Source organism: Tabrizicola sp. YIM 78059, from assembly GCF_004959785.1.
Taxonomy (GTDB): domain Bacteria; phylum Pseudomonadota; class Alphaproteobacteria; order Rhodobacterales; family Rhodobacteraceae; genus Tabrizicola; species Tabrizicola caldifontis.
The window spans coordinates 85,381-108,528 of sequence record NZ_SJZH01000001.1 but is presented as its reverse complement, the minus strand read 5'-3'; the positions used below and the strand labels follow the sequence as shown (position 1 = coordinate 108,528).

Here is a 23,148-nt window from a genome sequence, read left to right as displayed (position 1 = left end):
AGCAGGTCAGCCGCGGCCGTCGAGTGTGGCGACCGGACCATAAAGATCCACCCGCCGGTCGCGGAAAAGGCCCCAGCTCGCCCGCAATGCGGCGATGGCGTCAAGATCGAAGCGGTGCAGCAGCACGGCCTCTGTCGTCCTGTCCGCCTTTGCCAGCAACTGCCCGGTGTGATCGGCGATGAAGCTGGACCCGTAGAAGGTAACCTCGCGCCCCTCGGGCGCGACTTCCGTGCCGATCCGGTTCGAGGCCACGACCGGCACGATGTTTGCCGCGGCATGCCCGCGCATTACCATTTCCCAGTGTGGCTGGCTGTCATAGCCGGGCGCCTGGGGTTCCGACCCGATGGCGGTGGGATAAAGCAGCACCTCTGCCCCCAGCAGCGCCATGGCGCGCGCGCATTCCGGGAACCACTGGTCCCAGCAGATGCCGACACCGATCCGGCCGTAGGCCGTGTCCCAGGCGCGAAAGCCGGTATCACCAGGCGAGAAGTAGTATTTCTCTTCATAACCCGGGCCCTGTGGAATGTGGCTCTTGCGATAGATCCCAAGCATCCGTCCATCGGCATCGACCATGGCGACCGAGTTGAAGAAGGCAGGCCCCGCGCGTTCGAAGAAACTGACCGGGATGACCACCCCCAGTTCACGCGCGAGGGACTGGAACTGCGCGATCAGCGGGTGCCCCTCGGCAGGTTGCGCGAGGTCGAAATAGCGGGCGTGCTGCTCGATGCAGAAATACGGCGCTGCGAAAAGTTCCTGGATCAGCACCACCTGCGCCCCCTGCCCTGCGGCCTGGCGCACCAGCGCCTCGGCACGGTCGGCATTGGCGGGCAGATCCCAGGTGCATGCGAATTGGGTTGCGGCAACGGTGAGATGTCTCATGGCTGGCCTCGGGCAGATTGCGGGTCGGGCAGAAGGTTATACGCGCGGGCCGGACGACGAAAAGCCCTGTTCAGCCGACAGCGCGTTCGGCCAGCGCCCTGCCGCGGCCTTGACGGCCGTGGCGTGCAAGCGTTCCGACCGGTCGTGCCCGACGACGCGGCGGCGGCGCCAGAGGAAGGCCTTGCCCCAGCTGCGCCAAGTGCCGACCATGGGGGCGTCGGGGTCGCAGGGGAAGCGCGCGCGCCAGCCTTCCGGCAGGGCCAGGCCCAGCGTCTCGGCCCGTTCCAGCATCCAGACAAGGGGAATGTTGGCCAAGGGCCGCGCCAGGCGGAACCCGCCGATCTGACCGCCGATGTCACCATGCGCCCCGCGGAACCACACCTGTTCCACGTTCCCTTCCCAGCCCGGCGGGCATTCCCACATCACGGGGGCAAAGGCCATCCGTGTCTCGTCCAGCGCCAGCGCGTGAAAGCCGTGCCGGATCGAGGGGCCAAGCTGGTGACTGTGAAAGGCGTGACGGTCAGGCGTGAACATCCAGAAGAACGGCAGCCGCAGGCCAAGGGCTTTCACCGTGTCCCACACCCCGACCATCTCGATCGGGGCGCGATCATGGCAGAATCGCTGCGTGAAGGCACGGGCAGGCCCACTTTCGCCCCCGCGTTCGTAATGCCGCCAGGCCAGCGTGACTGCACGCTCAGTCGCATGTTCCCGCCGCAACAGCCCGACCCGGCCGATCATCCCGCCCAGGGATCGCACCGCATAGGCACCACGCGAAAAGCCGAACAGGAAGATCCGGTCGCCCTCGCGGTAGCCCGAGGCCAGCCAGCCATAAGCCCGGCGGATCTGCGGCGCGATTCCGCGTCCTTCCAGAATGGCCAGGCTTCGCAGCCATCCTTCCCATTGCATCCCCGGCTCGTAATAAAGCCGCCGGTTCGCGTGATGGCCCATCTCGTGCAGCAGCTGGAAAAGTATCCCGCAATTGCCGCGGTGCCCCGGTTCCAGACTGGACATGGTGCCGTCAAGGATCACGACATGATCGACCCGTCCCCGCACCCGTCCCGGTTCGGGCGCGGGAGCCGGTTCTGCCGTGACCTCGGGGGGCCGGCGGAAAAAGCTACGCAGGCGCTCAAGCAGTCGCGTGGCGGGCCTCCTCAATCCAGGTCCAGATCCTGCAGGGGGTGAAGGGCATATCGACCCGCGTCACGCCCAGCGGCGCCAGCGCATCGCGGACGGCGTTCGAGATCGCGCCAAGGGCCCCGACCGTACCGGCCTCGCCGCAGCCCTTCATGCCGAGGGGGTTGGTTCGGGTAGGCACGCCCCGTTCGGCGAAAGAGATGAACGGCAGGTCCGTGGCGCGCGGCAGGGCGTAATCCATGAAGCTGGCGGTCAGCACCTGCCCGCCTTCATCCTGCACCAGCCATTCGGTTACCGCCTGGCCGAAGCCCTGCGCCACGCCCCCATGCACCTGCCCCTCGACCAGGTTCGGTGCCACCAGCACACCGAAGTCATCGACCACCGAATAGCGGTCCAGCCGCAGGGCGCCGGTTTCGGGGTCGATCTCGACCTCGGCCAGATGCACTCCGTTCGGGAAAGATCGCCCGTCCAGCACGATCTTTTCGCTGCGGTCGACCAGATCCAGCCGCCCCCGCGCCCGCGCCAGCGCCGCCGCCTCGGCCAGGGTCAGGCGGTGGTTGGTCCCCGGGGCACCAAAACGATGGTCGGCGAAGTTGACCGCCTCTACCCCCCATTCTGCGGCCAGAAAGCTTTCGAAGGCGGAAATCATGCCCATGACCGTCGCCCGCGTCGCCGTGCCCTGCACAGTGACCGAGCGCGATCCGCCCGTGCCGCCACCCTTGGCAATGCGGTCGCTGTCGCCTTCGACAATACGCACCATGTCCTGCGGGATGCCGGTCGCCTCGGCCACCATCCGGGAATAGACGCTTTCATGCCCTTGGCCGTTCGACTGGGTGCCGACGAAAAGCGTCGCGCCCCCGTCTTCATCCAGCACCAGGCGCGCGATCTCGTCCGGGTCGCCAAGGATCGCCTCGATATAGGCGGCCACGCCCATTCCGCGCAGCAGTCCTTTCGCCCGGCTGGAAGCCAGACGCTCGGCGTAGCCCGCAGAGCGCCCAGCCACCGTTTCCAGCAGGCCGGCAAAATCTCCTGCATCGATGATTTCCCCTTCAATCGTGGTATGGGGAAAGTCGCGGATCACATTCTTCAGCCGCAGCTCGACCGGATCAACGCCCATAATCCTGGCGGCGTGGTCCAGCGCACGTTCGATGGTCAGGATCGCCTCGGGCCGACCCGCACCGCGGTAGGCGTCAATCGGCACGCTGTTCGTGTATACACCGGTTGCAAGCAGGGCAGCCCTCGGCACCTTGTACACCCCGGTCAACACCTTGGCGAAAAGCTCCGTCTGGATCGCCTGGCCATACTGGCTGTTGTAGGCGCCAAGGTTCGTCACCAGATTGACCTTGTAGCCAGTGATCCGATGATCGGTATCGAACCCCAGATCGACCCGCGCCACAAGATCGCGCCCGGCATTGTCGGTCAGCATCCCTTCGGTCCGGGTCGAGACCCAGGCAACCGGGCGACCCAGGGCCCGGGCGGCCTCGGCAATGGCCACATATTCGGGATAGGTCATCGCCTTCATTCCGAAGCCGCCGCCGACGTCGGGGTTCGTCACCCGGATGCGTTCGCGCGGCAGGCCCAGCATGCGGGAAAGCTCGTTGCGCTGCACCCACACGCCCTGGCCGTTGACGCAGAAATGCAGCCGTTCGCCGTCCCATTCGGCAAAGCACGCGCGGGGCTCCATGGGCGCGGCGGTGACGCGGTTGTGGATCACCTCCAGCGCGATGCGGTGGGCCGAGGCGGCCAATGCCGCGTCGGTCCCCGGCTGGTCGCCGAACAGAAAGTCGAAAGCGCGGTTTGCCGGTGCCTCGGGGTGGATTGCCGGCTCTTTGCAGTCCAGTTGAAGTGCAGGTTCCAGGGGATTGATATCAATGGAAATCACCTCAAGCGCGTCACGCGCCTGATCGGGCGTTTCGGCCACCACCACGGCCAGCGCCTCGCCAACGAAGCGCACCCGGCTGTGCGCCAGAACCGGGCGTTCCGGCCCGGCGCCTTTCCCCCCGTCACGGGTGTCGATTCGCTCGCCCTTCATGCCCAGCTTCACGCCACGGGCCAGCAGATCATCCGCCGTCAGGACCAGATGAACACCGGGCATCGCCTTGGCCTCTGACACGTCCAGCGAGGCGATCTCGCCATGCGCATGGTCCGACCGCAGGAACACCGCCCAGAGCGCACCGGCAGGCACGATGTCAGAGACATAGCGGCCGTTTCCTGTCAGAAACCGCAGATCCTCGCGCCGCTTCAGGGGCTGGGCGAGACCGAACTTGAGCTGTTCCATGGGCAGGCACCTCCGCCCACATGCTTGAACGCCCGACCGGATTTGTCCAGCCGGGCGCCCGATTTTCGTGCAATTTCCGTTGGTCAGACTTTCAGCGACAGGACAGTGGCCATCTGCACGTCACCGAACCCGTTGAACCGGGTGTTGGTGACGGTGGAATAGGAACCCATCCCCTGCCAAATGATGAAGTCGCCTTCCGCCAGATCAGCTGGCAGCGGGATCTCACCGGGCAGCCGATCGACCGAATCGCAGGTCGGACCGAAGACGATGCGCGGAACCGGTTCGCCCTTGCGCTTGTCGCCTTCAGGCGACAGCACCTCGATCCGGTCGATCACGCCGATCATCGGCAGTTCGGTCAGCGAGCCATAGACACCGTCGTTCAGGAACACATGCGTCCCGTCGCGCAGCGCCTTGACGCGCGCGGCCAGCGCGTAGGCATCGCCACACAGCGCCCGGCCAGGTTCGCAGACCAGAAGCGGGCGGTCGGCGCCGAACGCTTCGGTCGTGACCCGGTCGATCAGCCGGAAGGTTTCCTCAAGCTGCGGCACGACAGCATTCAGCCTGTGGCTGGGAAAGCCGCCGCCGACATTCAGCCGGGCAATCGTCACGCCTGCCGCCCGCGCAATGTTGGCGCCTTCGCGAATGTAGGCCTCCCAGGCGTGGGGGTCGGTGCATTGCGTGCCGGGGTGGAAGGTCAGCGAGGGGATGAACCCCGCCGCCGCCACTTCTTTCAGCAGCTCCACCGCCAGTTCCACCGTGGCGCCGAACTTGGCCCCGAAGTTGTATGCCGCGCCCGCGACCGGCAACTTGTAGCGGACCGAGATTTCCGTGCCCTCGGTCGGGACCATCTCGATCAGCTTGGCCAGTTCTGATTTGGAATCAACGCTGTAGGACTTGACGCCACGTTCGACCGCATGGGCGATCTCGGCGCGCGAGCGCACCGGGTTGTTGTAATGGATCGCCGCGTCCGGGGCCAGGCGCCGGATCAGGTCGATCTCGAAGGGGCTGGCGCAGTCATAGCCGCGGATGCCGGCGGCGGCCAGATTCTCGATCATCGCCTCGCCGGGGTTGGACTTGACCGCATAGGTCACCATTCCCGGAAAGCCGTCGATGAAGCGGCGCGCCGCGGCCTGCGCGGCCGACGGCGCGAAGAACAGCACCGGGTTTTCCGGCTGCTGGGTGCGCAGATACTCAGTGGGGTTGGTCCAGATCGTCTTGGAGAGTCCCATCGGCGTATTTCCCTTTGCCAACAAGACGCTTCGCCCTTCCCCATTGCAGCAGTGGGACCGGGCACCAGCGTGGTTTCAAGTGAACCAGGCCAGGTGCGTATGAGCCGCCCTTTTCCTGCAATCGAGGATGCCGCATATGGGTTACAATCTCACCGAACAAAACTGTATAAATGCGGCGAAACTTCGTTATAATGACGAAAACGACGGCAGATTGAATGGACGAACTCGATCGCAATATCATCGCACTGCTGGGGGCCGACGCGCGCATGTCGGTGGCCACACTCTCGCGCCGGCTGAAGGTCGCGCGATCGACCATCCAGGCCCGGCTGGAGCGGCTGGAGACCAGCGGGGTCATTGCAGGCTATACGCTGAAACTGGGGGAAGGCGCGCGCGAGGGGCGGCTGCGAGCTTCTGTCCTCTTGACGATCGAGCCGCGCAGCCAGGCCGCCGTGCTGACCCGCCTCAAGTCCATCCCCGAGATCGAGCGGGTCTTCACCACCAGCGGACGCTTCGACTTTCTCGTGCAGGTCGCCTGCCCCAACACCCAGGTACTGGATCAGGTCCTCGACCAGATCGGCGCAATGACCGGGGTCCGCGCATCCGAAAGCCTGATCCACCTGTCCACCAAGATCGACCGTGCGGTGTGAGCCGCCAGGAACCGGGGAGGCCCGGTATTTTCGTGCGGATAGCTTGTCACCTCGTCCGGCACGAACGCACCGAACAGCACTTGCCAATGCGAGTGCCGCTCGCTCCAGCCATTGATGGTATCAAGGCACATCGCAACCTTTCCGTCCTCGGCTTCAGCCAGGATCAGGGCGGGCCGCATCATCACCATGTCCATGTCGAGAAACAGGAACCGGTCCGCACCCGAAATTGCACCAGACCGGCCAGCTCTGCTTTCGTATCAAGGCATTGCGCATGGCGAGGGTAACAGCCAAGGCATGGGGAACGTGGCGCCCGGCACCGCCCCCTGCAATGACGTTCAGGGGCAGACGCCTCTTCAAATTACCGCAGCATCAGCCGCAATCCGTACCCGCCCGGTCCACCCGATTGACCGTGGCGACAATAGTTAGCCCCGCCTCGGGCGCATGGAAAAGCGTGGCGCCGGTTGGCCGGAATGGCCGTAAAGCGCGGCAAAGCGGCGGAAAGGGGCAGCCCGCGCGGCCGGGCAAGGCGCATGCCTGCCTCGCCGCACGTCACCGGAAAGAAGACCGGCCGGAAGGGCGTGCGGGTGAGTCCGCCCACCGGCCCGAACGCCCCTGACCAGATCGCCCGCAGAAACACCAGCCCCTTGCGGGTCGTCGTCACCAGGCCGCCATCGCCCCGGAAACCGGCCATGGCCGGCAGTATGGCGACGAACGCCTTGCGATGGCGCAGAGGCGCCGGGCGCGTGACGGCAAATCGCATGCAGCCAAGGCCCGCGCGGATCGCCCGGTCGCGCGGATCGCTGGCGCCTGCATCTGCATCGTCAAGGGTCGCCTGTAACCGCCGGAATCCTTCCGCCGCCAGCGCCGTCAAAAGCCCCCGAACATCGCCGAAGTGGTGCGCGGGGACCGCACGGTTGACGCCGGCCCGCTTGGCCACCGAGCACGGCGAGAAGCTTTCGAGGTCAGCGCTGACCCGCCGGCAGCCAGAAGCGCAGCCCGCAAAGCACCGTGATGATATCCCGCGCGGCAAGCTTGGGCAGGTTCAGAGGTGGCAGTCATTCCGTGCTGGTAAAAGCCGTCTGCCGCCGCGTCACAGGAAGGCTGGCAGCAACAAGTGGCTGACGGGGCGGCCTCGGAAGGGGCATCCGGCAGATGCCTCCTTGACCTCAGCGGTCGGGTGCAGCCCCGCCCCGGTCAACCGCCCTTGTGTCTTTCCCTTCGGCGCCGGGCACGCTAGAACCCGCGCGGATCAGGGGGAACGCGCATGCCGATGGAAAAGACCTTCAACGCCGCCGAGGCCGAAGCCCGTATCTCGAAACTCTGGCTCGATGCCGGCGCCTTCCGCGCGGGGGCCAATGCGAAACCCGGCGCGCCCGCGTTTTCCGTCATGATCCCACCGCCGAACGTGACCGGCTCGTTGCACATGGGCCATGCGTTCAACAACACCCTGCAGGACATCCTGACCCGCTGGCACCGGATGCGCGGGTTCGACACGCTCTGGCAGCCGGGGACCGACCATGCCGGCATCGCAACCCAGATGGTCACCGAACGCGAAATGGCCGCGAACGGCGAACCAACCCGCCGCGAGATGGGACGCGAGAAATTCGTTGCAAGGGTCTGGGAACAGAAAAAGAAATCTCGCGGGACCATCATCGGTCAGTTGCAGCGTCTGGGCTGTTCCTGCGACTGGGACCGCGAAGCCTTCACCATGTCAGGCGCCCCCGGCGCGCCTGAGGGCGAGGAAGGCAACTTCCACGATGCCGTCATCAAGGTGTTCGTGGACATGTATCGCAAGGGCCTGATCTACCGCGGCAAGCGGCTGGTGAACTGGGATCCGCATTTCGAGACGGCGATTTCCGATCTCGAGGTCGAGAACATCGAGGTGCCCGGCCACATGTGGCACTTCAAGTACCCGCTGGCCGGGGGCGAAACCTATGAATATGTCGAGAAGGACGCCGAAGGCAACGTGACCTTCCGTGAGGTCCGGGATTACATTTCCATCGCGACCACCCGGCCGGAAACGATGCTTGGTGATGGCGCGGTTGCGGTTCACCCATCAGATGAACGCTATGCGCCAATTATCGGTAAGTTCTGTGAAATTCCTGTCGGTCCGAAGGAACATCGCCGCCTGATCCCCATCATCGCCGACGAATACCCCGACCCCACCTTCGGGTCAGGCGCCGTAAAGATCACCGGCGCGCACGATTTCAACGACTATGCCGTGGCAAGGCGCGCGGGCATCCCCTGCTACCGACTGATGGACACCCGCGCCCGGATGCGCGACGACGGCATGCCCTATGCCGAGGCGGCCGCCATCGCCATGGCCGTCGCCAGGGGCGAGACCACCCTGACCGAAGCGGAAGTTGACGCAATCAACCTTGTCCCCGACGACCTCCGCGGTCTTGACCGGTATGAGGCCCGCAAGCGCGTGGTCGAACAGATCACGGCCGAGGGCCTTGCCGTCACCGTGGTGAGGAAGAGCATCGACAAGGAAACCGGCGCCGAACACCTGGAGCGGGTGCCCTATGTCGAGTCCAAACCGATCATGCAGCCCTTCGGCGACCGCTCGAAGGTGGTGATCGAGCCCATGCTGACCGACCAGTGGTTCGTCGATACCGCGCAGATCGTCGGGCCCGCGCTGGATGCGGTGCGGACGGGCCGGACGAAGATCATCCCGCAAAGCGGCGAAAAGACCTATTACCACTGGCTGGAGAACATCGAGCCGTGGTGCATTTCGCGCCAGCTCTGGTGGGGTCACCAGATCCCGGTCTGGTACGGGCTCGACCTTGCCGCCCCGGATTTTGCCGACGACGAAGGCGACGGCGCGCTTGACCCGGTCGAGATGCTGCGCCTGCTGGGCGATGGCGGCTATGTCACGCGCGACGCACGCTTCCATTGCGCCGCCGACTTCGCCGGGGTCGCGGAACGCTTCCGCGACGACCTTGCCGCCCTGCCGGTGCCGCTGAATGCCGCCCGCGTCGTGGAAGTCGCCGACCGCGCCGCCGCGGTGGACATGCTGGCCGCCGCGCTTGCCGAATACGAGACGACGCAGGATCCGACCCGACTGATCTATCCCGTGTGGCGCGACCCGGACGTGCTGGACACCTGGTTTTCTTCGGGCCTCTGGCCGATCGGCACGCTGGGCTGGCCGGAAGACACGCCGGAGCTGAAGAAATACTTCCCCACCTCGGTCCTGGTGACGGGCCAGGACATCCTGTTCTTCTGGGTCGCCCGGATGATGATGATGCAGCTTGCGGTGGTGAACGACATCCCGTTCCGCACTGTCTATCTGCATGGCCTTGTCCGCGACGCCAAGGGCAAGAAGATGTCGAAGTCGCTGGGCAACGTCATCGACCCCTTGGAGATCATCGACGAATACGGCGCCGACGCACTGCGGTTCGCCAATGCGGCGATGGCCAGCCTCGGGGGCGTGCTGAAGCTCGATACCCAGCGCATCGCCGGCTACCGCAACTTCGGCACCAAGCTCTGGAACGCCTGCCGCTTTGCCGAGATGAACGGGGTCTGGGAAGGCCACGAGACCGGCCCCGCGCCGCAGCCGAAGGCCACCGCCAACCGCTGGATCATCGGCGAAACCGCCCGCACCCTGGCCGAGGTGAACGAGGCGCTGGAAAACTTCCGCTTCGACCAGGCGGCGGACGCGCTTTACAAGTTCGTCTGGGGCAAGGTCTGCGACTGGTATGTCGAATTCGCCAAGCCGCTGTTCGACGGTCCTGATGCCGCCGAAACCCGTGCCACCATGGCCTGGGTGCTGGACCAGTCGATGATCCTGCTGCACCCCTTCATGCCCTTCATCACCGAAGAGCTCTGGGGCACCACCGGCAAACGGAAGAAACTCCTTGTCCACACCGATTGGCCGGACCTTCCCGTAACCCTGATCGACCGCGACGCAGAACGCGAAATGACCTTCGTCACCACGCTGATCGACGACATCCGCTCGGCCCGGGCGCAGGTGCATGTGCCGGTGGGACTGAAGGCCGATCTCGTGGCCACTTCGCTGACCGACGAGGCGCGGGCCGCCTTCCAGCGGAACGAGGCGCTGATCAAGCGCCTCGCCCGTTTGGACAGCATCACAGAGGGCGCAGCGCCGAAGGGGTCGATCGCCGTGACGGCGGAAGGCGCGGCCTTCGCCATTCCGCTGGAAGGCCTTATCGACATCACCGAAGAAAAATCCCGCCTGCAGAAGGCGCTGGACAAGCTGACAAAGGAAATCGCCGGGCTGAAGGGCAGGCTCGACAACCCGAACTTCGTCAAGTCCGCCCCCGAGGACGTGGTGATGGAGGCACAGGCGAACCTCGAGGCCCGGCAAGACGAAGCCCGGAAGATCACTGAAGCGCTGAAAAGGCTCACTGACCTGTCCTGATCTTAATCTGTGGAAAATTATCCTGCGGGGGGGTGAGCCCCGGACTTGCTCCGGGGCAATGGGGGCGCAAAGCCCCCTTGTCTGCAGCATCAGCCGGACGCATCTTCAGGTAGAAAGACGTGCAGTCATGTCCTGGCTCTCTCGCCTGGCCGAACGCCAGATCCAGAAGGCCCGCTTGCAGGGCCAGCTTCGGAACCTCGAAGGCGAAGGCAAGCCGCTGCCCGACCGGCCGGGCGATGTCTACGTCTCGCCTGGCGACGCGGCGGGCTTCCGCATCATGGCACAGGCCGGCGTCCTGCCCGAGGAGATCGTGCTGAAGAAGCACGTCGCCGCCCAGCGCGCACTGCTGGCAGGACTGACCGACGAAACAGCGCGCAAGGCTTCAATGGCAGAGCTTGCCCGGCTGGAGATGTTGCAAGCAATCGCGGAAGAGTCGCGACGGAAGTTCCTGCGCTGAGGCTTGCGCGCGGCACCCGAGCCGTGTCAGCCTCTGCGCCATGAACCGCTTTCTCACCCCCCATGCCGCCGCCCTGCCCTCTACCGTCCCCTTCACCGGTCCCGAGGCGCTGGAGCGGCGAAGCGGCATCTCCTTCCGCGCGCGGCTTGGGGCGAACGAGAGCCTCTTCGGCCCTTCGCCCCGGGCCGTCGCGGCAATGCAGGCAGCGGCGCGCGACGCCTGGATGTATGGCGATCCTGAAAACCACGATCTGAAACAGGCTATTGCCGCGCATCACGGCATTTCGCCCGCGCACGTTGCCGTCGGCCCCGGCATCGACGGCCTGCTGGGCCTGATCTGCCGTCTTACGCTGGCCCCGGGCACTGCGGTCGTGACCAGCCTTGGCGCCTATCCCACCTTCAACTTCCATGTCGCTGGCTACGGCGGGGTGCTGACGCGCGTGCCCTACCGGGGCGATCATGAAGATCCAGATGCCCTGCTGACTGCCGCCCGGTCCACTGCGGCGCGGCTGATCTATCTGGCCAACCCGGACAATCCGATGGGCAGCCACCACCCCGCCGCCGTGATCGAGGACATGGTGGCGAACCTGCCCGGACACAGCCTTCTGATCCTGGACGAGGCCTATGCCGACCTCGCCCCGCCCGGCAGCGTGCCCGCCATCCCGGCAGATCATCCGCAGGTGATCCGGCTGCGCACGTTTTCAAAAGGTTATGGCTTGGCGGGCGCGCGGGTCGGCTATGCGATCACCAGTCCCGACCTGGCTTTGGCCTTCGACAAGGTGCGCGACCATTTCGGGATAAGCCGGATCAGCCAGGCCGGCGCGCTTGCCGCGCTGGCCGACCAGGATTGGCTGCGCAGCGTTCAGGAAAGGACATTGGCCGCCCGCGCCCGCCTGTCGGCCATTGCCTGCGACAACGGGCTTGTGCCCCTGCCCTCGGCCACCAATTTCGTCACCATCGACTGCGGCCGCGACGGCGACTTTGCCCGTCGGGTGCTGGCCGAGCTTGGGGCGCTTGGCGTCTTCATCCGAATGCCGGGCGTGGCCCCGCTTGACCGCTGCATCCGCATCAGCCTGGGCGACGAACCGGCGCTGGATATGCTTGCCGAAACCCTGCCCCTGGCCCTGAAGGCCGCGGGCTGATCACTCGGCAGCCAGGCCGGATTTCGCAGGACCGACGGCCGGAGCAGCGCCAGGCAGCGGCGCCTCGGCCGGGCCCAGACGGGGCGGCGCGATAGGCGGCTGCTCTGCGGTCAGGCGCAGCGGCGCAAGCGGGCCCGGCTCGGTTGCCAGACCGGCCGACACGCGCCGGAAGACCAGCACATTCTGGAAGGTGGTCTTTGTCCCGGTCAGACCTACCCGCTCTTCGCAGGGCAGCGCGTCGGCGCGCACATAGTCCCACCCCTCTGCCCCCATCTCGTTCATCAGCCGGGTCAGCGCATGGGCAAAGCGTTCTTCGGTGCTTTTCAGCCCGCGCGCCTTTTCGCCCCGTTTCGGCGCCGGTATGACCTTGTACTCGTAACGTTGCATCGGCTTTCTCCCGCCTCTGTCGCGGAAGTGATACGGGATTGCTCCCCGTCCCGCAAACCGCGACGGCCATCTTTCCCGCCTGACCGCGCCCTGTGGGCAACAGCCCGCCGGTCAGAGCCCCAGCTTTGCCGACACCAGCGCATTGACCGTGGCCGGGTTCGCCTTGCCGCCACTAGCCTTGATCACCTGGCCCACGAACCAACCGGCAAGCTTGGGGTTCACCTTCGCCTTGGCCACCTGGTCAGGGTTGGCAGCGATGATTTCGTCTACCGCCTTCTCGATGGCAGCGGTGTCGGTGACCTGCTTCATCCCGCGCGCCTCGACGATCTCGGCCGGGTCGCCGCCTTCGGTATAGACTATCTCGAACAGATCCTTGGCAATCTTGCCGCTGATCGTGCCGGCGGCGATCAGGTCGATGATCCCGCCCAGCTGCGCGGCCGAGACCGGGCTTTCCGCGATCTCGTGGCCTTCCTTCTTCAGCCGGCCGAACAGCTCGTTGATGACCCAGTTCGCTGCCATCTTGCCGTCGCGGCCACGAGCCACCGCGTCGAAATAGTTCGCCGCGTCGAGTTCGGCCGTCAGCACGTTCGCGTCATAGTCGGTCAGGCCGTAATCCGCCATGAACCGCGCCTTCTTGGCGTCCGGCAGTTCCGGCATCCGCGCGGCGATGTCATCGACCCAGACCTGATCCAGTTCCAGCGGCAGCAGGTCGGGGTCGGGGAAATAGCGGTAGTCATGCGCCTCTTCCTTCGACCGCATCGACCGGGTCTCGCCCTTGTCGGGGTCATAGAGCCGGGTCTCCTGCACCACCGCGCCGCCGTCCTCAAGAATGGCGATCTGGCGACGCGCCTCGTACTCGATGGCCTGCTGGATGAAGCGCATCGAGTTCATGTTCTTGATCTCGCAGCGGGTGCCGAGATGACGGTGGTCGCCGGTTTCCTGATATCTCTCGTAGGCCCCCGGCTGGCAGACCGAGACGTTCACGTCCGCCCGCAGGTTGCCGTTCTGCATGTTGCCGTCACAGGTGCCGAGATATCGCAGGATCTGGCGCAGCTTGGTCACATAGGCCGCCGCCTCCTCGGGGCCGCGGATGTCGGGGCGGCTGACGATCTCCATCAGCGCGACGCCGGTCCGGTTGAAATCGACGAACGAAAGGTTCGGGTCCATGTCGTGAATCGACTTGCCCGCGTCCTGTTCCAGGTGGATGCGCTCGATCCGCACGCGGCGGGCGATGCCGGGGCCCATCTCGACGATCACCTCGCCCTCGCCCACGATCGGGTGGTAGAGCTGGCTGATCTGGTAGCCCTGCGGCAGATCGGGGTAGAAATAGTTCTTGCGGTCGAAGGCCGAGACCAGGTTGATCTTCGCCTTCAGCCCCAGCCCGGTGCGCACCGCCTGTTCGACGCAGAATTCGTTGATGACGGGCAGCATGCCCGGCATCGCCGCATCGACGAAGGAGACGTTGGAATTGGGTTCCGCCCCGAAGGCGGTGGAGGCGCCGGAAAACAGCTTGGCGTTCGAGGACACCTGGGCGTGGATCTCCATCCCGATCACCAGTTCCCAGTCGGCCTTGGCCCCGGCGATCACTTTGGGCGCAGGCGCGGTATAGGTCAGGTCAAGCATGGCGCATCCTCACGGCTATCGTCGCGCGCCGGTCTTAGGCCGCGCGCGGCTTCTGGGCAAGGGCGTTCGGGAAGGGAAAGCCGTCAGCTGCGGGGCAGGCGGGTGTAAAGGCCTTGGCCGCGCCGCGCGATGCGTGCCCCGCGTTTCAGCGCCGGCCCGAACACCTCCCACAGGGCAAAGGCCAGGCTATCGGCCCGGTGTTCCCAGCGATTCAGATGCACCTCGTGAAGCCGGTTCCAGAAGATGTCGGACAGCGCCGTGCGGGCCTTGGTCAGCTGATAGTTGGCCGCGGGCCCGGCCAACCGGTAGTCGCGCACCAGTTCGGTCAGGATGTTGGCGGCGACATTCGCGCGGTGCTGGCACCCGGTCGCGGCCTGATAGTCCGCGAGGGCTTCGATGAAGAATTCAAGATCCAGCGACGGCAGAAGATCGCCCAGCCTGTCCAGCGCCGAAAGATGGAAGATCGCATAGGCCGCCTTGCCGGTGACGCCGTGGGTGATGTGGGCTGCGCGGCGTGCCTCCTTCTCGAACATGGTCAGCGAGCCATGCCAGCCCGGCAGCATGTGGATCGCATGCGTGGCATGGGCGCGGGCGTCCTCTGGGTCAAGGTCGCACCAGTCCTCGAACCAGTCGCGGCAAAGTTCGACGCCCGCCTCAATCCCGCCAATGAGCTGATAGCGGGTCGCTGCCAGCAGGGGCGACATCTGCTCGATCGGGTCGAAGGCATCCAGGATCTCCTCGGCCGCGGCATAGTGAGCGGCGCTTTCGGCCCAGAGATCCTGCGACATCTGCCCGCGACCGGCGGCATCGCGCTTGGCGGCGCCAATGTCGATAAGGGCCTGCGCCAGCAGATGAGCTGCGGCATGGTCGCCCGGCGAAAGTTCGAATACCGCCTGGAAGCGGGCCAGTTCGTCACCGGCACGGGCAAAATCGTTCCGCGCCAGCGCCGCGGTCAGGGTTGACCTGACGCCTTCGCTGATCAGCGGCGCAACACGCTGCCCGCCCGAGGCCATGGTGCGGTCCTGATCGGCAAAGCGCAGCGCGTCTAGAAGATCATGCCATTCCCCTGCGTCCGCCATCGCAGCGTGGTCGTTGCGGACACATTGCCATTCGGTCGCTTCCGGGCCTTGTCCCATCACCTCGACATCAAGTCGGGCCAGAATCTCGACCGCGGTCATTCCGTCCGGCGCGAACCCGGCAGCCTTGCCGCGTGGCCGCAGCAGGTTGGCAGGATCCTGCTGATGCCGGCCGGACCGAGTTTTCACGTGCAGAAGTGACGGTGTAATCAGCATCGACTCGTTTCCGGGGCGACCCGGTGCGGTCGCATTTGTCGCAGGTTTGTCCCAGATCAGGGCGGAATGATGAAATCGCAGTGGATTTCGGATGACATGGCAAAGGGTTGCGCGGGTCTTGCGCGGCTTGGGTGCCTGTTCTTGGGATCGGTTGCATTGGCAGGTTGCGTGGGCAGTCAACCCAGGGACGAAATGTCCTTCGTCGCCCCCCCGATGCAATGGGACCACCATCCCCAGGCCGAGGAATGGACCGAATCAACCCTGATTGCGCTTTCGACCAAGGATCCAGTCCTGTCCGAGCGCGTTCCGGCCGACATCGAAACCTGGTGCCCCGGTTATGCCGAAGCCCCGGTCGAAGAACGCCGTGCCTTCTGGGCCGGGCTGATTTCAGCGGTGGCGCGCTATGAAAGCACCTGGAACCCGAAAGCTTCCGGCGGTGGCGGGCGCTGGATCGGGCTGATGCAGATCTCGCCCCGGTCGGCCGCGAATTACGGCTGTGAGGCAACCTCGCCGGGTGAACTGAAGGACGGCGAAGCCAATCTGGAATGCGCGGTCGAGATCATGTCGACCCAGGTCGCAAAGGATGGCGTGGTCGCCGGCAACGGCTCGCACGGCATCGGGCGCGACTGGGCGCCGCTGCGCAGCGGCGAGAAGCGCGCCCAGATGGCGGCCTGGACACGCGAACAGCCCTACTGCAAGGCAGGCTGAGCGGCCTATCCGGCCGCCAGCATCCTTTCGACCATCTCCTGCAGGTCGCGGCTCAGGCCCGGGGCGGCGAGGATGCGGCCAAGTTCGGCCTTCGCAAGCCTCCGGCGCCTGGCATCATAGCGCGGCCAGGTCTCGAAAGCGGTGGACATGCGGGCCGCCGTCTGCGGATTAAGCGGATCCAGCCGGATCAGCCAGTCGGCCACCAGCCGGTAGCCCGCCCCCGACCGGTGGTGAAAGCCCGCGTGATTGGCCGAAAGGGCCCCGATGACCGAACGGAAGCGGTTCGGGTTCTTCCAGTCGAAATCCGGCCTTTGGGTCAGCCGGTCGGTGACGGCGGCCGCTTCGTCCGGGTCGGCATGGGAGATCTGCAGCGCAAACCACTTGTCCATCACGTTGTGGTCATGGCCCCAGCGGGCCGCAAACGCGCGCAGCTGTGGCTGCCCCTCGCCAATGTCCAGCAACGCGGACAAGGCGCCGACTTCCTCGGTCATGCTGCGCGCCTCATGGAAGGCATGGGTGGCAAGCCTGCCGCCGTCGCGCCGCGTGAGCAGGGCCAGCGCCGCCAGCCGCAATGCACGCCTCCCCGCCTGCGCCGCCGACGGGGTGAAGGGCAGCCCGTCATCCAGCCCTTCGTAAAGCCGCAGCAATCCCTCGCCCAGCCGGACCGCCAGTGCCCCGGCCATCTCGCGCCGGGCGGCGTGGATCCGCATCGGATCGGGCACCCGACCCGTGGCATGGATCGTATGCGCCATGTCGTCTTCGCCCGGCAGGCGCAGGCACAGCGCCCGGAAGGCAGGATCAAGGCTGTCGTCGAAAGTCACCGCCGCCAGGGCATCCAGCCAGGCCCGCGACACGGGCGCGCCCTTCAGCACCATCTCTGCCATGACCTCCTTGGCGAGGGCACGCCCCGCCTCCCACTTGTTGAAGGGGTCGGTGTCATGCGCCAGAAGGAAGGCTCGTTCCTCGGGCGGGGCCTTCCGGTCCAGGATCACCGGTGCCGAGAAGCCACGCAGGATTGACGGGATCGGCTTTGCCGAAAGCCCCTCGAACCGGAAGGACTGCTTCGCCCGCGTCATTTCCAGCATGATCGTGGGAACGACCTCGTCACCGTTGGGGTTCAGCAGGCCCACGTTGATCGGAATGACCTTTGGATCCTTCTTCGGCTGGCCCGGCGTCGGCGGGTTGGTCTGCGTGAAAGTCAGGGTATAGACGCCGTCAAACCAATCTTCGGCCACCTTCAGATGCGGCGTTCCGGCCTGGGTGTACCAGCGCTTGAACTGCGACAGATCACGCCCAGTTGCATCCTCGAACACCTTCAGCCAGTCCTCGACCGTTGCCGCCTGGCCGTCGTGGCGCTGGAAATACAGGTCCATCGCCCGCCTGTAACCCTGATCCCCGACAAGGGTTTTCAGCATGCCGATCAGCTCGGCGCCCTTCTCGTAAACCGTGGCGGTATAGAAGTTGTTGATCTCGACAAAGCTTTCCGGCCGCACCGGATGGGCAAGCGGCCCTGCATCCTCGCGGAACTGCCGGGCGCGCAGGACCACGACATCCTCGATCCGCCGCACTGCGGCTGATCGCATGTCTCCGGAAAACTGATGGTCGCGAAAGACCGTCAGGCCCTCTTTCAGGCACAGCTGGAACCAGTCGCGGCAGGTGATGCGGTTGCCGGTCCAGTTGTGAAAATATTCATGCGCGATGATCGCCTCGATCCGGGCAAAGTCGTCATCGGTCGCGGTTTCCGGGCTGGCCAGAACGTAGCGGCTGTTGAAGATGTTCAGCCCCTTGTTTTCCATCGCGCCCATGTTGAAATCGTCCACGGCGACGATGTTGAACACGTCCAGGTCGTATTCGCGGCCATAGACATCTTCGTCCCACTTCATGCTGCGGATCAGGCTTTCCATCGCGTAGGCGCACCGATCCTCGTCGCCTGGGCGGACCCAGATGTTCAGATCGACCGCCCTGCCCGAGGCCGTGGTGAACCGTTCCGAATGGGCACGCAGGTTGCCTGCGACCAATGCGAACAGATACGAGGGCTTGGGCCAAGGGTCATCCCATTCGGCCCACCCCTCTCCCATTCCCACCGGGTTGCCGTTCGACAACAGCACCGGAAGATCGGCCTCGATCCGCACCCGGAAACGGGCCATCACGTCCGGCCGGTCAGGGTAATAGGTGATCTTGCGGAAACCCTCGGCCTCGCACTGGGTGCAATACATGCCTTTCGACATGTAAAGCCCCTCCAGTGCCGTGTTCCCCTCGGGCGCGATCTCGACCTCGGTCTCCAGCGTGAAGGGCCCCTCGGGCAGATCGCTTGCAGCTATCGTCATGCCCGCGGCATCCAGTTTCGGTGCCAGCTTCCTCCCGTTCAGCGCGCAGGAGATCAGCTTCAGCCCCTCGCCATCAAGTCGCAGGTCATGCCGGCCCGGTCGGTCCGGGTTCGGGCGAAAGCCGATCTTCGCGGTGACCCGCGTCGCCGCCGGATCCAGACGGAAGGTCAGATCCACCTGATCGACGCAATGGGTAAAGGGCTGGTAATCGGAAAGATGAACGGCGTTCTGGCTGTCTGACATGCGGGACTCCCTTGCCTGCCAAGCTAAGCCCTTGTGCGGCAAGCGCAAGGTCACGGATCGGAACAGTCTTTTGCGGCTTTACGAATCCCCTGACGCGGCTACATCTATGTTCCATGAATGTTCTAGTCTGGCTGAAACGCGACCTGCGCCTTGCCGACCACCCGGCGCTGACACTGGCGGCCGGGATCGGCCCGGTCCTGCCGGTCCATGTCGTCGAACCCTCGGTCTGGTCCGGGCCGGATGCCTCGGCACGGCAGTGGGCTTTTGTCGCAGAATGCCTCGAGGAGTTGCGGGCGGATCTCGCGGCCCTCGGCCTTCCCCTGGTCGTCCGCGTCGGTGAGGCGGTCGAGGTGCTCGCCCGCCTCTGCCGTCAGCACCGCATCGGCTGCATCATCAGCCATGAAGAGACGGGCAACCTGGCGACCTACGCCCGCGACCGTGCCGTGGCTGCCTGGGCCAAGGGCAGCGGCATCCGCTGGACCGAACTGCCGCAATCGGGCGTGGTTCGACGCCTTGCCAGCCGCGACGGTTGGGCCGCCGCGCGCGACGGCTTCATGGCCGCGCCGCTGCTTCCTGTCCCGGCCATGGCGGCCGTTCCCGGGGTTGAACCGGGGCAGATTCCCACCGCCCGCAGCCTGAAGCTGCCTGATGACCCCTGCCCCCACCGCCAGCTTGGCGGGCGGCAGCGCGGCCTCGACCTGCTTGACAGCTTCCTGACGCGGCGGGGCGAACCCTACCGCAGCGCCATGTCCTCGCCCCTTTCGGCCGAGCGCGCCTGCTCGCGCCTGTCGGCGCATCTGGCCTGGGGCACCCTTTCCGTGCGCGAGGTCGTGCAGGCCGCCGCTGCCCGGCAGGCGGGTCGCCCCGGTGGGCGTTGGGGGGGCGCGCTCGCCAGCTTCCAGTCCCGCCTCGCCTGGCGCGACCATTTCATCCAGAAGCTAGAGGATCAGCCATCGATCGAGACGCAGGATCTTCACCCCCTGGCCATCCCGCGCCCCCGCGACAGCGACCCAGTGCGCCTTGCGGCCTGGGCCACGGGCGAAACGGGCCTGCCCTTCCTCGATGCCTGCCTGCGCTACCTGCGCGCCACCGGCTGGCTGAACTTCCGCATGCGGGCGATGGTGACCTCGGTCGCCTCCTATCACCTCTGGCTCGACTGGCGCGTGACGGGGCAGCATCTTGCCCGACAGTTCACCGACTACGAACCCGGCATCCACTGGCCGCAGGTTCAGATGCAGTCCGGCACCACCGGCATCAACATTCCCCGCATCTACAACCCCGTGAAACAGGGGAAGGATCAGGATCCGACCGGCGCCTTCATCCGCGCCTGGGTGCCGGAACTGGCCCCGGTACCGGATGTCTTCCTGCACGAACCCTGGAAATGGCCCGAGGCGCGGCGCCTGCTGTTCCGGCGCTACCCCGAGCCGATCATCGACATTGCCACCGCCGCCCGCACAGCGCGCGAGGCGATCTGGTCGGCACGCAAGACCCCCGCCTTTGCCGCGCAGGCGGCCCGGATCGTCCAGCGGCATGCCAGCCGCGCAGACCCGCGCTTCGTCAACGACCGGACCCCGCGGCGGCAATCGCATGCGGCGCAACTTACACTGGATCTGTGACCGGTTCCTGCGGCGGGCCGGGAAAGCGCCGCCCCTCCCGCCCTGGCGGGGAGGGGATGGGGGTGCTGGACAGGCCGGATCGCCTGGCCGGACGCCGCGCATAAGGGGGAGAATACCGTTCGATCCCGGCGCACAGAGACGAAGCGAAGAGGACGGGAACATGGGGGGCAAGACCGTGAAACCGTACGATGAGGTCAGGATCTGCGCCTGGTTGGCGGGCCCATGCCGGGCAACGCAGATCCCTTGCCTCAGGCGGGCTGCCAGGTGGCGTTCGCGCAGCCCTGCGCCCAAGACAGGACACCGGGCCAGGAACGGAAAGGGGATACCATGCCGCGCGGGGTGAAAAAGGCCGACCTGCCGCAAAAGACCTGCGCAACCTGCGGCAAGCCCTTCACCTGGCGCAAGAAATGGGAAAAGGCTTGGGAAGAGGTCCGCTATTGCTCTGACAGATGCCGGGCCGGCAAAGCCGCCGCGAAGCTTCCTCGGCCCTGACCGGCCTTCACCTTCAGACGCCAGGCATGCAGCAGGGGCTCGGTGTAGCCGGAAGGCTGCTCTCGCCCCTTGAACACCAGATCGCAAGCCGCCTGGAAGGCGGCCCCGTCGAACCCCGGCGCCATGGGGCGATAGGCCGGGTCGCCAGCGTTCTGTCGGTCCACCACGGCGGCCATCTTGCGCATCGCTTCCATCACCTCCTGGCCCGTCACCACCCCGTGATGCAGCCAGTTGGCAATGTGCTGGGCCGAAATCCGGCAGGTTGCACGATCCTCCATCAGGCCGACGTCGTTGATGTCGGGCACCTTGGAACAACCGATCCCCTGGTCGATCCAGCGCACCACATAGCCCAGAATGCCCTGCGCGTTGTTTTCGACCTCACGGCGAACCTGATCCGGCGTCCACGCCCGGAAGCTGGCCAAGGGAATGTCGAGGATGCCATCGACATGGGCCCGCCGGCCGCCTTTGGCCAGCCGCGCCTGCACCGCCAGAACATCGACCTTGTGATAGTGCAGCGCGTGCAGCGTCGCCGCCGTGGGCGATGGCACCCAGGCCGTGCTGGCCCCCGCGCGGGGATGGGCGATCTTCTCGTCCAGCATTGCCGCCATCATGTCGGGCATTGCCCACATGCCCTTGCCGATCTGGGCGCGCCCCGACAGCCCGCATTCCAGCCCGATATCGACGTTCAGATTTTCGTAGGCGGTGATCCAGGCCTTCCGCTTGATGAAATCCTTCCGGCTGAAGGGCCCGGCCTCCATGCTGGTATGGATCTCGTCCCCCGTCCGGTCGAGGAAGCCCGTGTTGATGAAGGCGACCCGTGCCTTCGCTGCCCGGATGCATTCCTTGAGGTTGACCGAGGTCCGCCGCTCCTCGTCCATGATCCCAAGCTTCACCGTGTTGCGGGGCAGGCCAAGGATGTCCTCGACCCGCGCCATCACCGCGTCGGCGAAGGCCACTTCCTCGGGGCCGTGCATCTTGGGCTTCACCACATAGACCGACCCCGTGACCGAATTGCGCATCCCTTCGGCCTTCTGCAGATCGTGCATCGCGATCGCTACCGTAACCATCGCGTCCAGAAGCCCCTCGGGTACTTCTGACCCGTCGGGCAAGAGGATCGCCGGGTTGGTCATCAGGTGGCCCACGTTCCTTACCCACATCAGCGCCCGCCCCTTCAGCGTGAAGGGGCTGCCATTGGGGTCCAGATATTCGCGGTCAGGGTGCAATCGGCGCTCGACCCTGCGGCCCGCCTTTTCGAAGGTTTCGGACAGGGTGCCGCGCATCAGCCCCAGCCAGTTGCGATAGGCCACCACCTTGTCCTCGGCATCGACGCAGGCGACGGAATCCTCGCAGTCCATGATCGCGGTCAGCGCGCTTTCCAGCTGGACATCGGCAAGAAGCGCCTGGTCCCGGCTGCCGATGGGATGGGCACGGTCGAACACCAGTTCGACATGCAGCCCGTGGTTGCGCAGAAGGACGGCATCAGGCGCCTTCGGATTGCCGCGGTAGCCGGCGAATTTTTCGGGGCTGACCAGCGGCAGGTCATCCACCAGAAGCTGGCCGTCCTTCACGAAATAGCGGCGCACATCCGCGTGGCTTGCCCCGGCGATCGGGAAGGCCTCGTCAAGGAACACCCGCGCCCGCGCCACGACCCGGGCGCCGCGGCCGCGGTCATACCCCCCGGTGGGCGGCGGGCTGCCCATCGCGTCGGTGCCGTAAAGGCAGTCATACAGGCTGCCCCAGCGCGCGTTGGCCGCGTTCAGGGCATAGCGGGCATTGGTGATCGGCACCACCAGCTGCGGGCCGGGGATCCGTGCGATCTCGGGATCGACGTTCGTCGTTTCGATGGTGAAATCGGGGCCTTCCGGCAAGAGATAGCCGATTTCGGACAGAAAGGCCTTGTAGGCGGCATGGTCATGCGGCTGGCCACGACGCGCCACGTGCCAGGCGTCGATGAGTGCCTGCAGTTCGTCGCGCTTGGCCAGCAGAGCACGGTTGCGCGGAGCGAAATCGCGCAACAGTTCCGCGAATCCTTCCCAGAAGACCGATGGGGCAATTCCGGTGCCGGGCAGAGCCTCGTCCGTGATGAAACGGTCAAGCGTCGCATCGACCTGAAGCCCGAAGCGTTCCCTGCGGTCTGGCATCCACTATCCTCCGATAATCGCGGGAAGGATAGGACAAGGCCGGCCGCAACGGCAAGGAACGGCGAGATGCCGACTTTCCACATTCGGGGGAAGAAGTTTCGGGCAATGCAGAAAAGACTGACGGCTTGACAGATTGCCGGATCGAATGCCCGCCAAAGCCGGCGCCGCATGGC

At 65.7% G+C, this 23,148-nt stretch carries 17 protein-coding genes; 7 read left to right on the top strand and 10 right to left on the bottom strand.

The features are described from left to right. Nucleotides 1-6 precede the first annotated feature (6 nt). From aguB to EZM81_RS00475, 4 genes are all read right to left on the bottom strand, one after another. Nucleotides 7-879, bottom strand: coding sequence for an N-carbamoylputrescine amidase (gene aguB, locus EZM81_RS00490; RefSeq protein ID WP_136644395.1), 873 nt, complete (start codon nt 877-879; stop codon nt 7-9). A gap of 36 nt (nt 880-915) precedes the next feature. Further along, on the bottom strand, nt 916-2,034 hold the full coding sequence (locus EZM81_RS00485) for a DUF2235 domain-containing protein (RefSeq protein WP_136644394.1): 1,119 nt from the start codon (nt 2,032-2,034) through the stop codon (nt 916-918). Further along, nucleotides 2,006-4,291 (bottom strand): xanthine dehydrogenase family protein molybdopterin-binding subunit, encoded by a 2,286-nt coding sequence (locus tag EZM81_RS00480; RefSeq protein ID WP_136644393.1) that lies wholly within the window; start codon nt 4,289-4,291, stop codon nt 2,006-2,008. Before EZM81_RS00480 ends, EZM81_RS00485 begins: the two co-directional genes overlap by 29 nt. An 83-nt stretch (nt 4,292-4,374) precedes the next feature. After that, complete coding sequence (locus EZM81_RS00475) at nt 4,375-5,520, bottom strand: type III PLP-dependent enzyme (RefSeq protein WP_136644392.1); 1,146 nt, start codon at nt 5,518-5,520, stop codon at nt 4,375-4,377. A gap of 215 nt (nt 5,521-5,735) precedes the next feature. Between EZM81_RS00475 and EZM81_RS00470 the strand changes: the two genes are divergently transcribed. Next, nucleotides 5,736-6,167 carry an Lrp/AsnC family transcriptional regulator gene (locus tag EZM81_RS00470; RefSeq protein WP_136644391.1) on the top strand — a complete coding sequence of 144 codons (432 nt, stop codon included), beginning with the start codon at nt 5,736-5,738 and terminating at the stop codon, nt 6,165-6,167. 358 nt (nt 6,168-6,525) lie between these two features. Here EZM81_RS00470 and EZM81_RS18400 read toward each other — a convergent pair whose 3' ends face one another. Next, nucleotides 6,526-7,197 (bottom strand): TetR/AcrR family transcriptional regulator, encoded by a 672-nt coding sequence (locus EZM81_RS18400; RefSeq protein WP_211195371.1) that lies wholly within the window; start codon nt 7,195-7,197, stop codon nt 6,526-6,528. Between the two features lie 234 nt (nt 7,198-7,431). Here EZM81_RS18400 and EZM81_RS00460 point away from each other — a divergent pair, with 234 nt between their 5' ends. From EZM81_RS00460 to EZM81_RS00450, 3 genes are all read left to right on the top strand, one after another. Then, nucleotides 7,432-10,548 carry a valine--tRNA ligase gene (locus EZM81_RS00460; protein ID WP_136644390.1) on the top strand — a complete coding sequence of 1,039 codons (3,117 nt, stop codon included), beginning with the start codon at nt 7,432-7,434 and terminating at the stop codon, nt 10,546-10,548. 127 nt (nt 10,549-10,675) lie between these two features. Next, the gene (locus tag EZM81_RS00455) at nt 10,676-11,005 is read left to right on the top strand and encodes a DUF1992 domain-containing protein (protein WP_136644389.1); all 330 of its coding nucleotides are present in this window, start codon (nt 10,676-10,678) and stop codon (nt 11,003-11,005) included. A gap of 40 nt (nt 11,006-11,045) precedes the next feature. Further along, the gene (locus EZM81_RS00450) at nt 11,046-12,146 is read left to right on the top strand and encodes a pyridoxal phosphate-dependent aminotransferase (RefSeq protein WP_136644388.1); all 1,101 of its coding nucleotides are present in this window, start codon (nt 11,046-11,048) and stop codon (nt 12,144-12,146) included. Here EZM81_RS00450 and EZM81_RS00445 read toward each other — a convergent pair whose 3' ends face one another. The 3 genes from EZM81_RS00445 to EZM81_RS00435 all read right to left on the bottom strand — a co-directional run bounded on the left by EZM81_RS00445 (nt 12,147) and on the right by EZM81_RS00435 (nt 15,448). Beyond that, nucleotides 12,147-12,533, bottom strand: coding sequence for a DUF4177 domain-containing protein (locus tag EZM81_RS00445; protein ID WP_136644387.1), 387 nt, complete (start codon nt 12,531-12,533; stop codon nt 12,147-12,149). A 111-nt stretch (nt 12,534-12,644) separates the two neighbouring features. Next, nucleotides 12,645-14,156: an Asp-tRNA(Asn)/Glu-tRNA(Gln) amidotransferase subunit GatB gene (gene gatB, locus EZM81_RS00440; protein ID WP_136644386.1), complete on the bottom strand. Its 1,512-nt coding sequence runs from the start codon at nt 14,154-14,156 to the stop codon at nt 12,645-12,647. Nucleotides 14,157-14,239: 83 nt separating this feature from the next. After that, nucleotides 14,240-15,448 (bottom strand): hypothetical protein, encoded by a 1,209-nt coding sequence (locus EZM81_RS00435; RefSeq protein WP_211195370.1) that lies wholly within the window; start codon nt 15,446-15,448, stop codon nt 14,240-14,242. 192 nt (nt 15,449-15,640) lie between these two features. Here EZM81_RS00435 and EZM81_RS00430 point away from each other — a divergent pair, with 192 nt between their 5' ends. Continuing rightward, nucleotides 15,641-16,156 carry a transglycosylase SLT domain-containing protein gene (locus tag EZM81_RS00430; RefSeq protein WP_240783915.1) on the top strand — a complete coding sequence of 172 codons (516 nt, stop codon included), beginning with the start codon at nt 15,641-15,643 and terminating at the stop codon, nt 16,154-16,156. Between the two features lie 5 nt (nt 16,157-16,161). On the opposite strand, the gene pepN is transcribed toward EZM81_RS00430, so the two are convergent. Then, nucleotides 16,162-18,726: an aminopeptidase N gene (pepN, locus tag EZM81_RS00425; protein WP_136644384.1), complete on the bottom strand. Its 2,565-nt coding sequence runs from the start codon at nt 18,724-18,726 to the stop codon at nt 16,162-16,164. 113 nt (nt 18,727-18,839) lie between these two features. On the opposite strand from pepN, the gene EZM81_RS00420 reads away from it, so the two are divergent. Together EZM81_RS00420 and EZM81_RS18730 are read left to right on the top strand one after the other, a co-directional pair. After that, nucleotides 18,840-20,342 carry an FAD-binding domain-containing protein gene (locus EZM81_RS00420; RefSeq protein ID WP_136644383.1) on the top strand — a complete coding sequence of 501 codons (1,503 nt, stop codon included), beginning with the start codon at nt 18,840-18,842 and terminating at the stop codon, nt 20,340-20,342. A 222-nt stretch (nt 20,343-20,564) separates the two neighbouring features. Beyond that, nucleotides 20,565-20,834 carry a DUF2256 domain-containing protein gene (locus EZM81_RS18730; protein ID WP_371685701.1) on the top strand — a complete coding sequence of 90 codons (270 nt, stop codon included), beginning with the start codon at nt 20,565-20,567 and terminating at the stop codon, nt 20,832-20,834. On the opposite strand, the gene EZM81_RS00410 is transcribed toward EZM81_RS18730, so the two are convergent. Continuing rightward, nucleotides 20,777-22,975 (bottom strand): malate synthase G, encoded by a 2,199-nt coding sequence (locus EZM81_RS00410; protein ID WP_135447338.1) that lies wholly within the window; start codon nt 22,973-22,975, stop codon nt 20,777-20,779. The two genes, EZM81_RS18730 and EZM81_RS00410, sit on opposite strands and share 58 nt — an antisense overlap. Nucleotides 22,976-23,148: the final 173 nt, after the last annotated feature.

Coding starts and splice junctions, on each gene's coding strand:
- EZM81_RS00450 (WP_136644388.1), top strand. CDS start 11,046: ATGAACCGCTTTCTCACCCCCCATGCCGCCGCCCTGCCCTCTACCGTC.
- EZM81_RS00470 (WP_136644391.1), top strand. CDS start 5,736: ATGGACGAACTCGATCGCAATATCATCGCACTGCTGGGGGCCGACGCG.
- EZM81_RS00420 (WP_136644383.1), top strand. CDS start 18,840: ATGAATGTTCTAGTCTGGCTGAAACGCGACCTGCGCCTTGCCGACCAC.
- gatB (WP_136644386.1), bottom strand. CDS start 14,156: ATGCTTGACCTGACCTATACCGCGCCTGCGCCCAAAGTGATCGCCGGG.
- EZM81_RS00445 (WP_136644387.1), bottom strand. CDS start 12,533: ATGCAACGTTACGAGTACAAGGTCATACCGGCGCCGAAACGGGGCGAA.
- EZM81_RS00455 (WP_136644389.1), top strand. CDS start 10,676: ATGTCCTGGCTCTCTCGCCTGGCCGAACGCCAGATCCAGAAGGCCCGC.
- EZM81_RS18730 (WP_371685701.1), top strand. CDS start 20,565: ATGCCGGGCAACGCAGATCCCTTGCCTCAGGCGGGCTGCCAGGTGGCG.
- EZM81_RS00435 (WP_211195370.1), bottom strand. CDS start 15,448: ATGCTGATTACACCGTCACTTCTGCACGTGAAAACTCGGTCCGGCCGG.
- pepN (WP_136644384.1), bottom strand. CDS start 18,726: ATGTCAGACAGCCAGAACGCCGTTCATCTTTCCGATTACCAGCCCTTT.
- EZM81_RS00410 (WP_135447338.1), bottom strand. CDS start 22,975: ATGCCAGACCGCAGGGAACGCTTCGGGCTTCAGGTCGATGCGACGCTT.
- EZM81_RS00430 (WP_240783915.1), top strand. CDS start 15,641: ATGTCCTTCGTCGCCCCCCCGATGCAATGGGACCACCATCCCCAGGCC.
- EZM81_RS00475 (WP_136644392.1), bottom strand. CDS start 5,520: ATGGGACTCTCCAAGACGATCTGGACCAACCCCACTGAGTATCTGCGC.
- aguB (WP_136644395.1), bottom strand. CDS start 879: ATGAGACATCTCACCGTTGCCGCAACCCAATTCGCATGCACCTGGGAT.
- EZM81_RS00460 (WP_136644390.1), top strand. CDS start 7,432: ATGCCGATGGAAAAGACCTTCAACGCCGCCGAGGCCGAAGCCCGTATC.
- EZM81_RS00480 (WP_136644393.1), bottom strand. CDS start 4,291: ATGGAACAGCTCAAGTTCGGTCTCGCCCAGCCCCTGAAGCGGCGCGAG.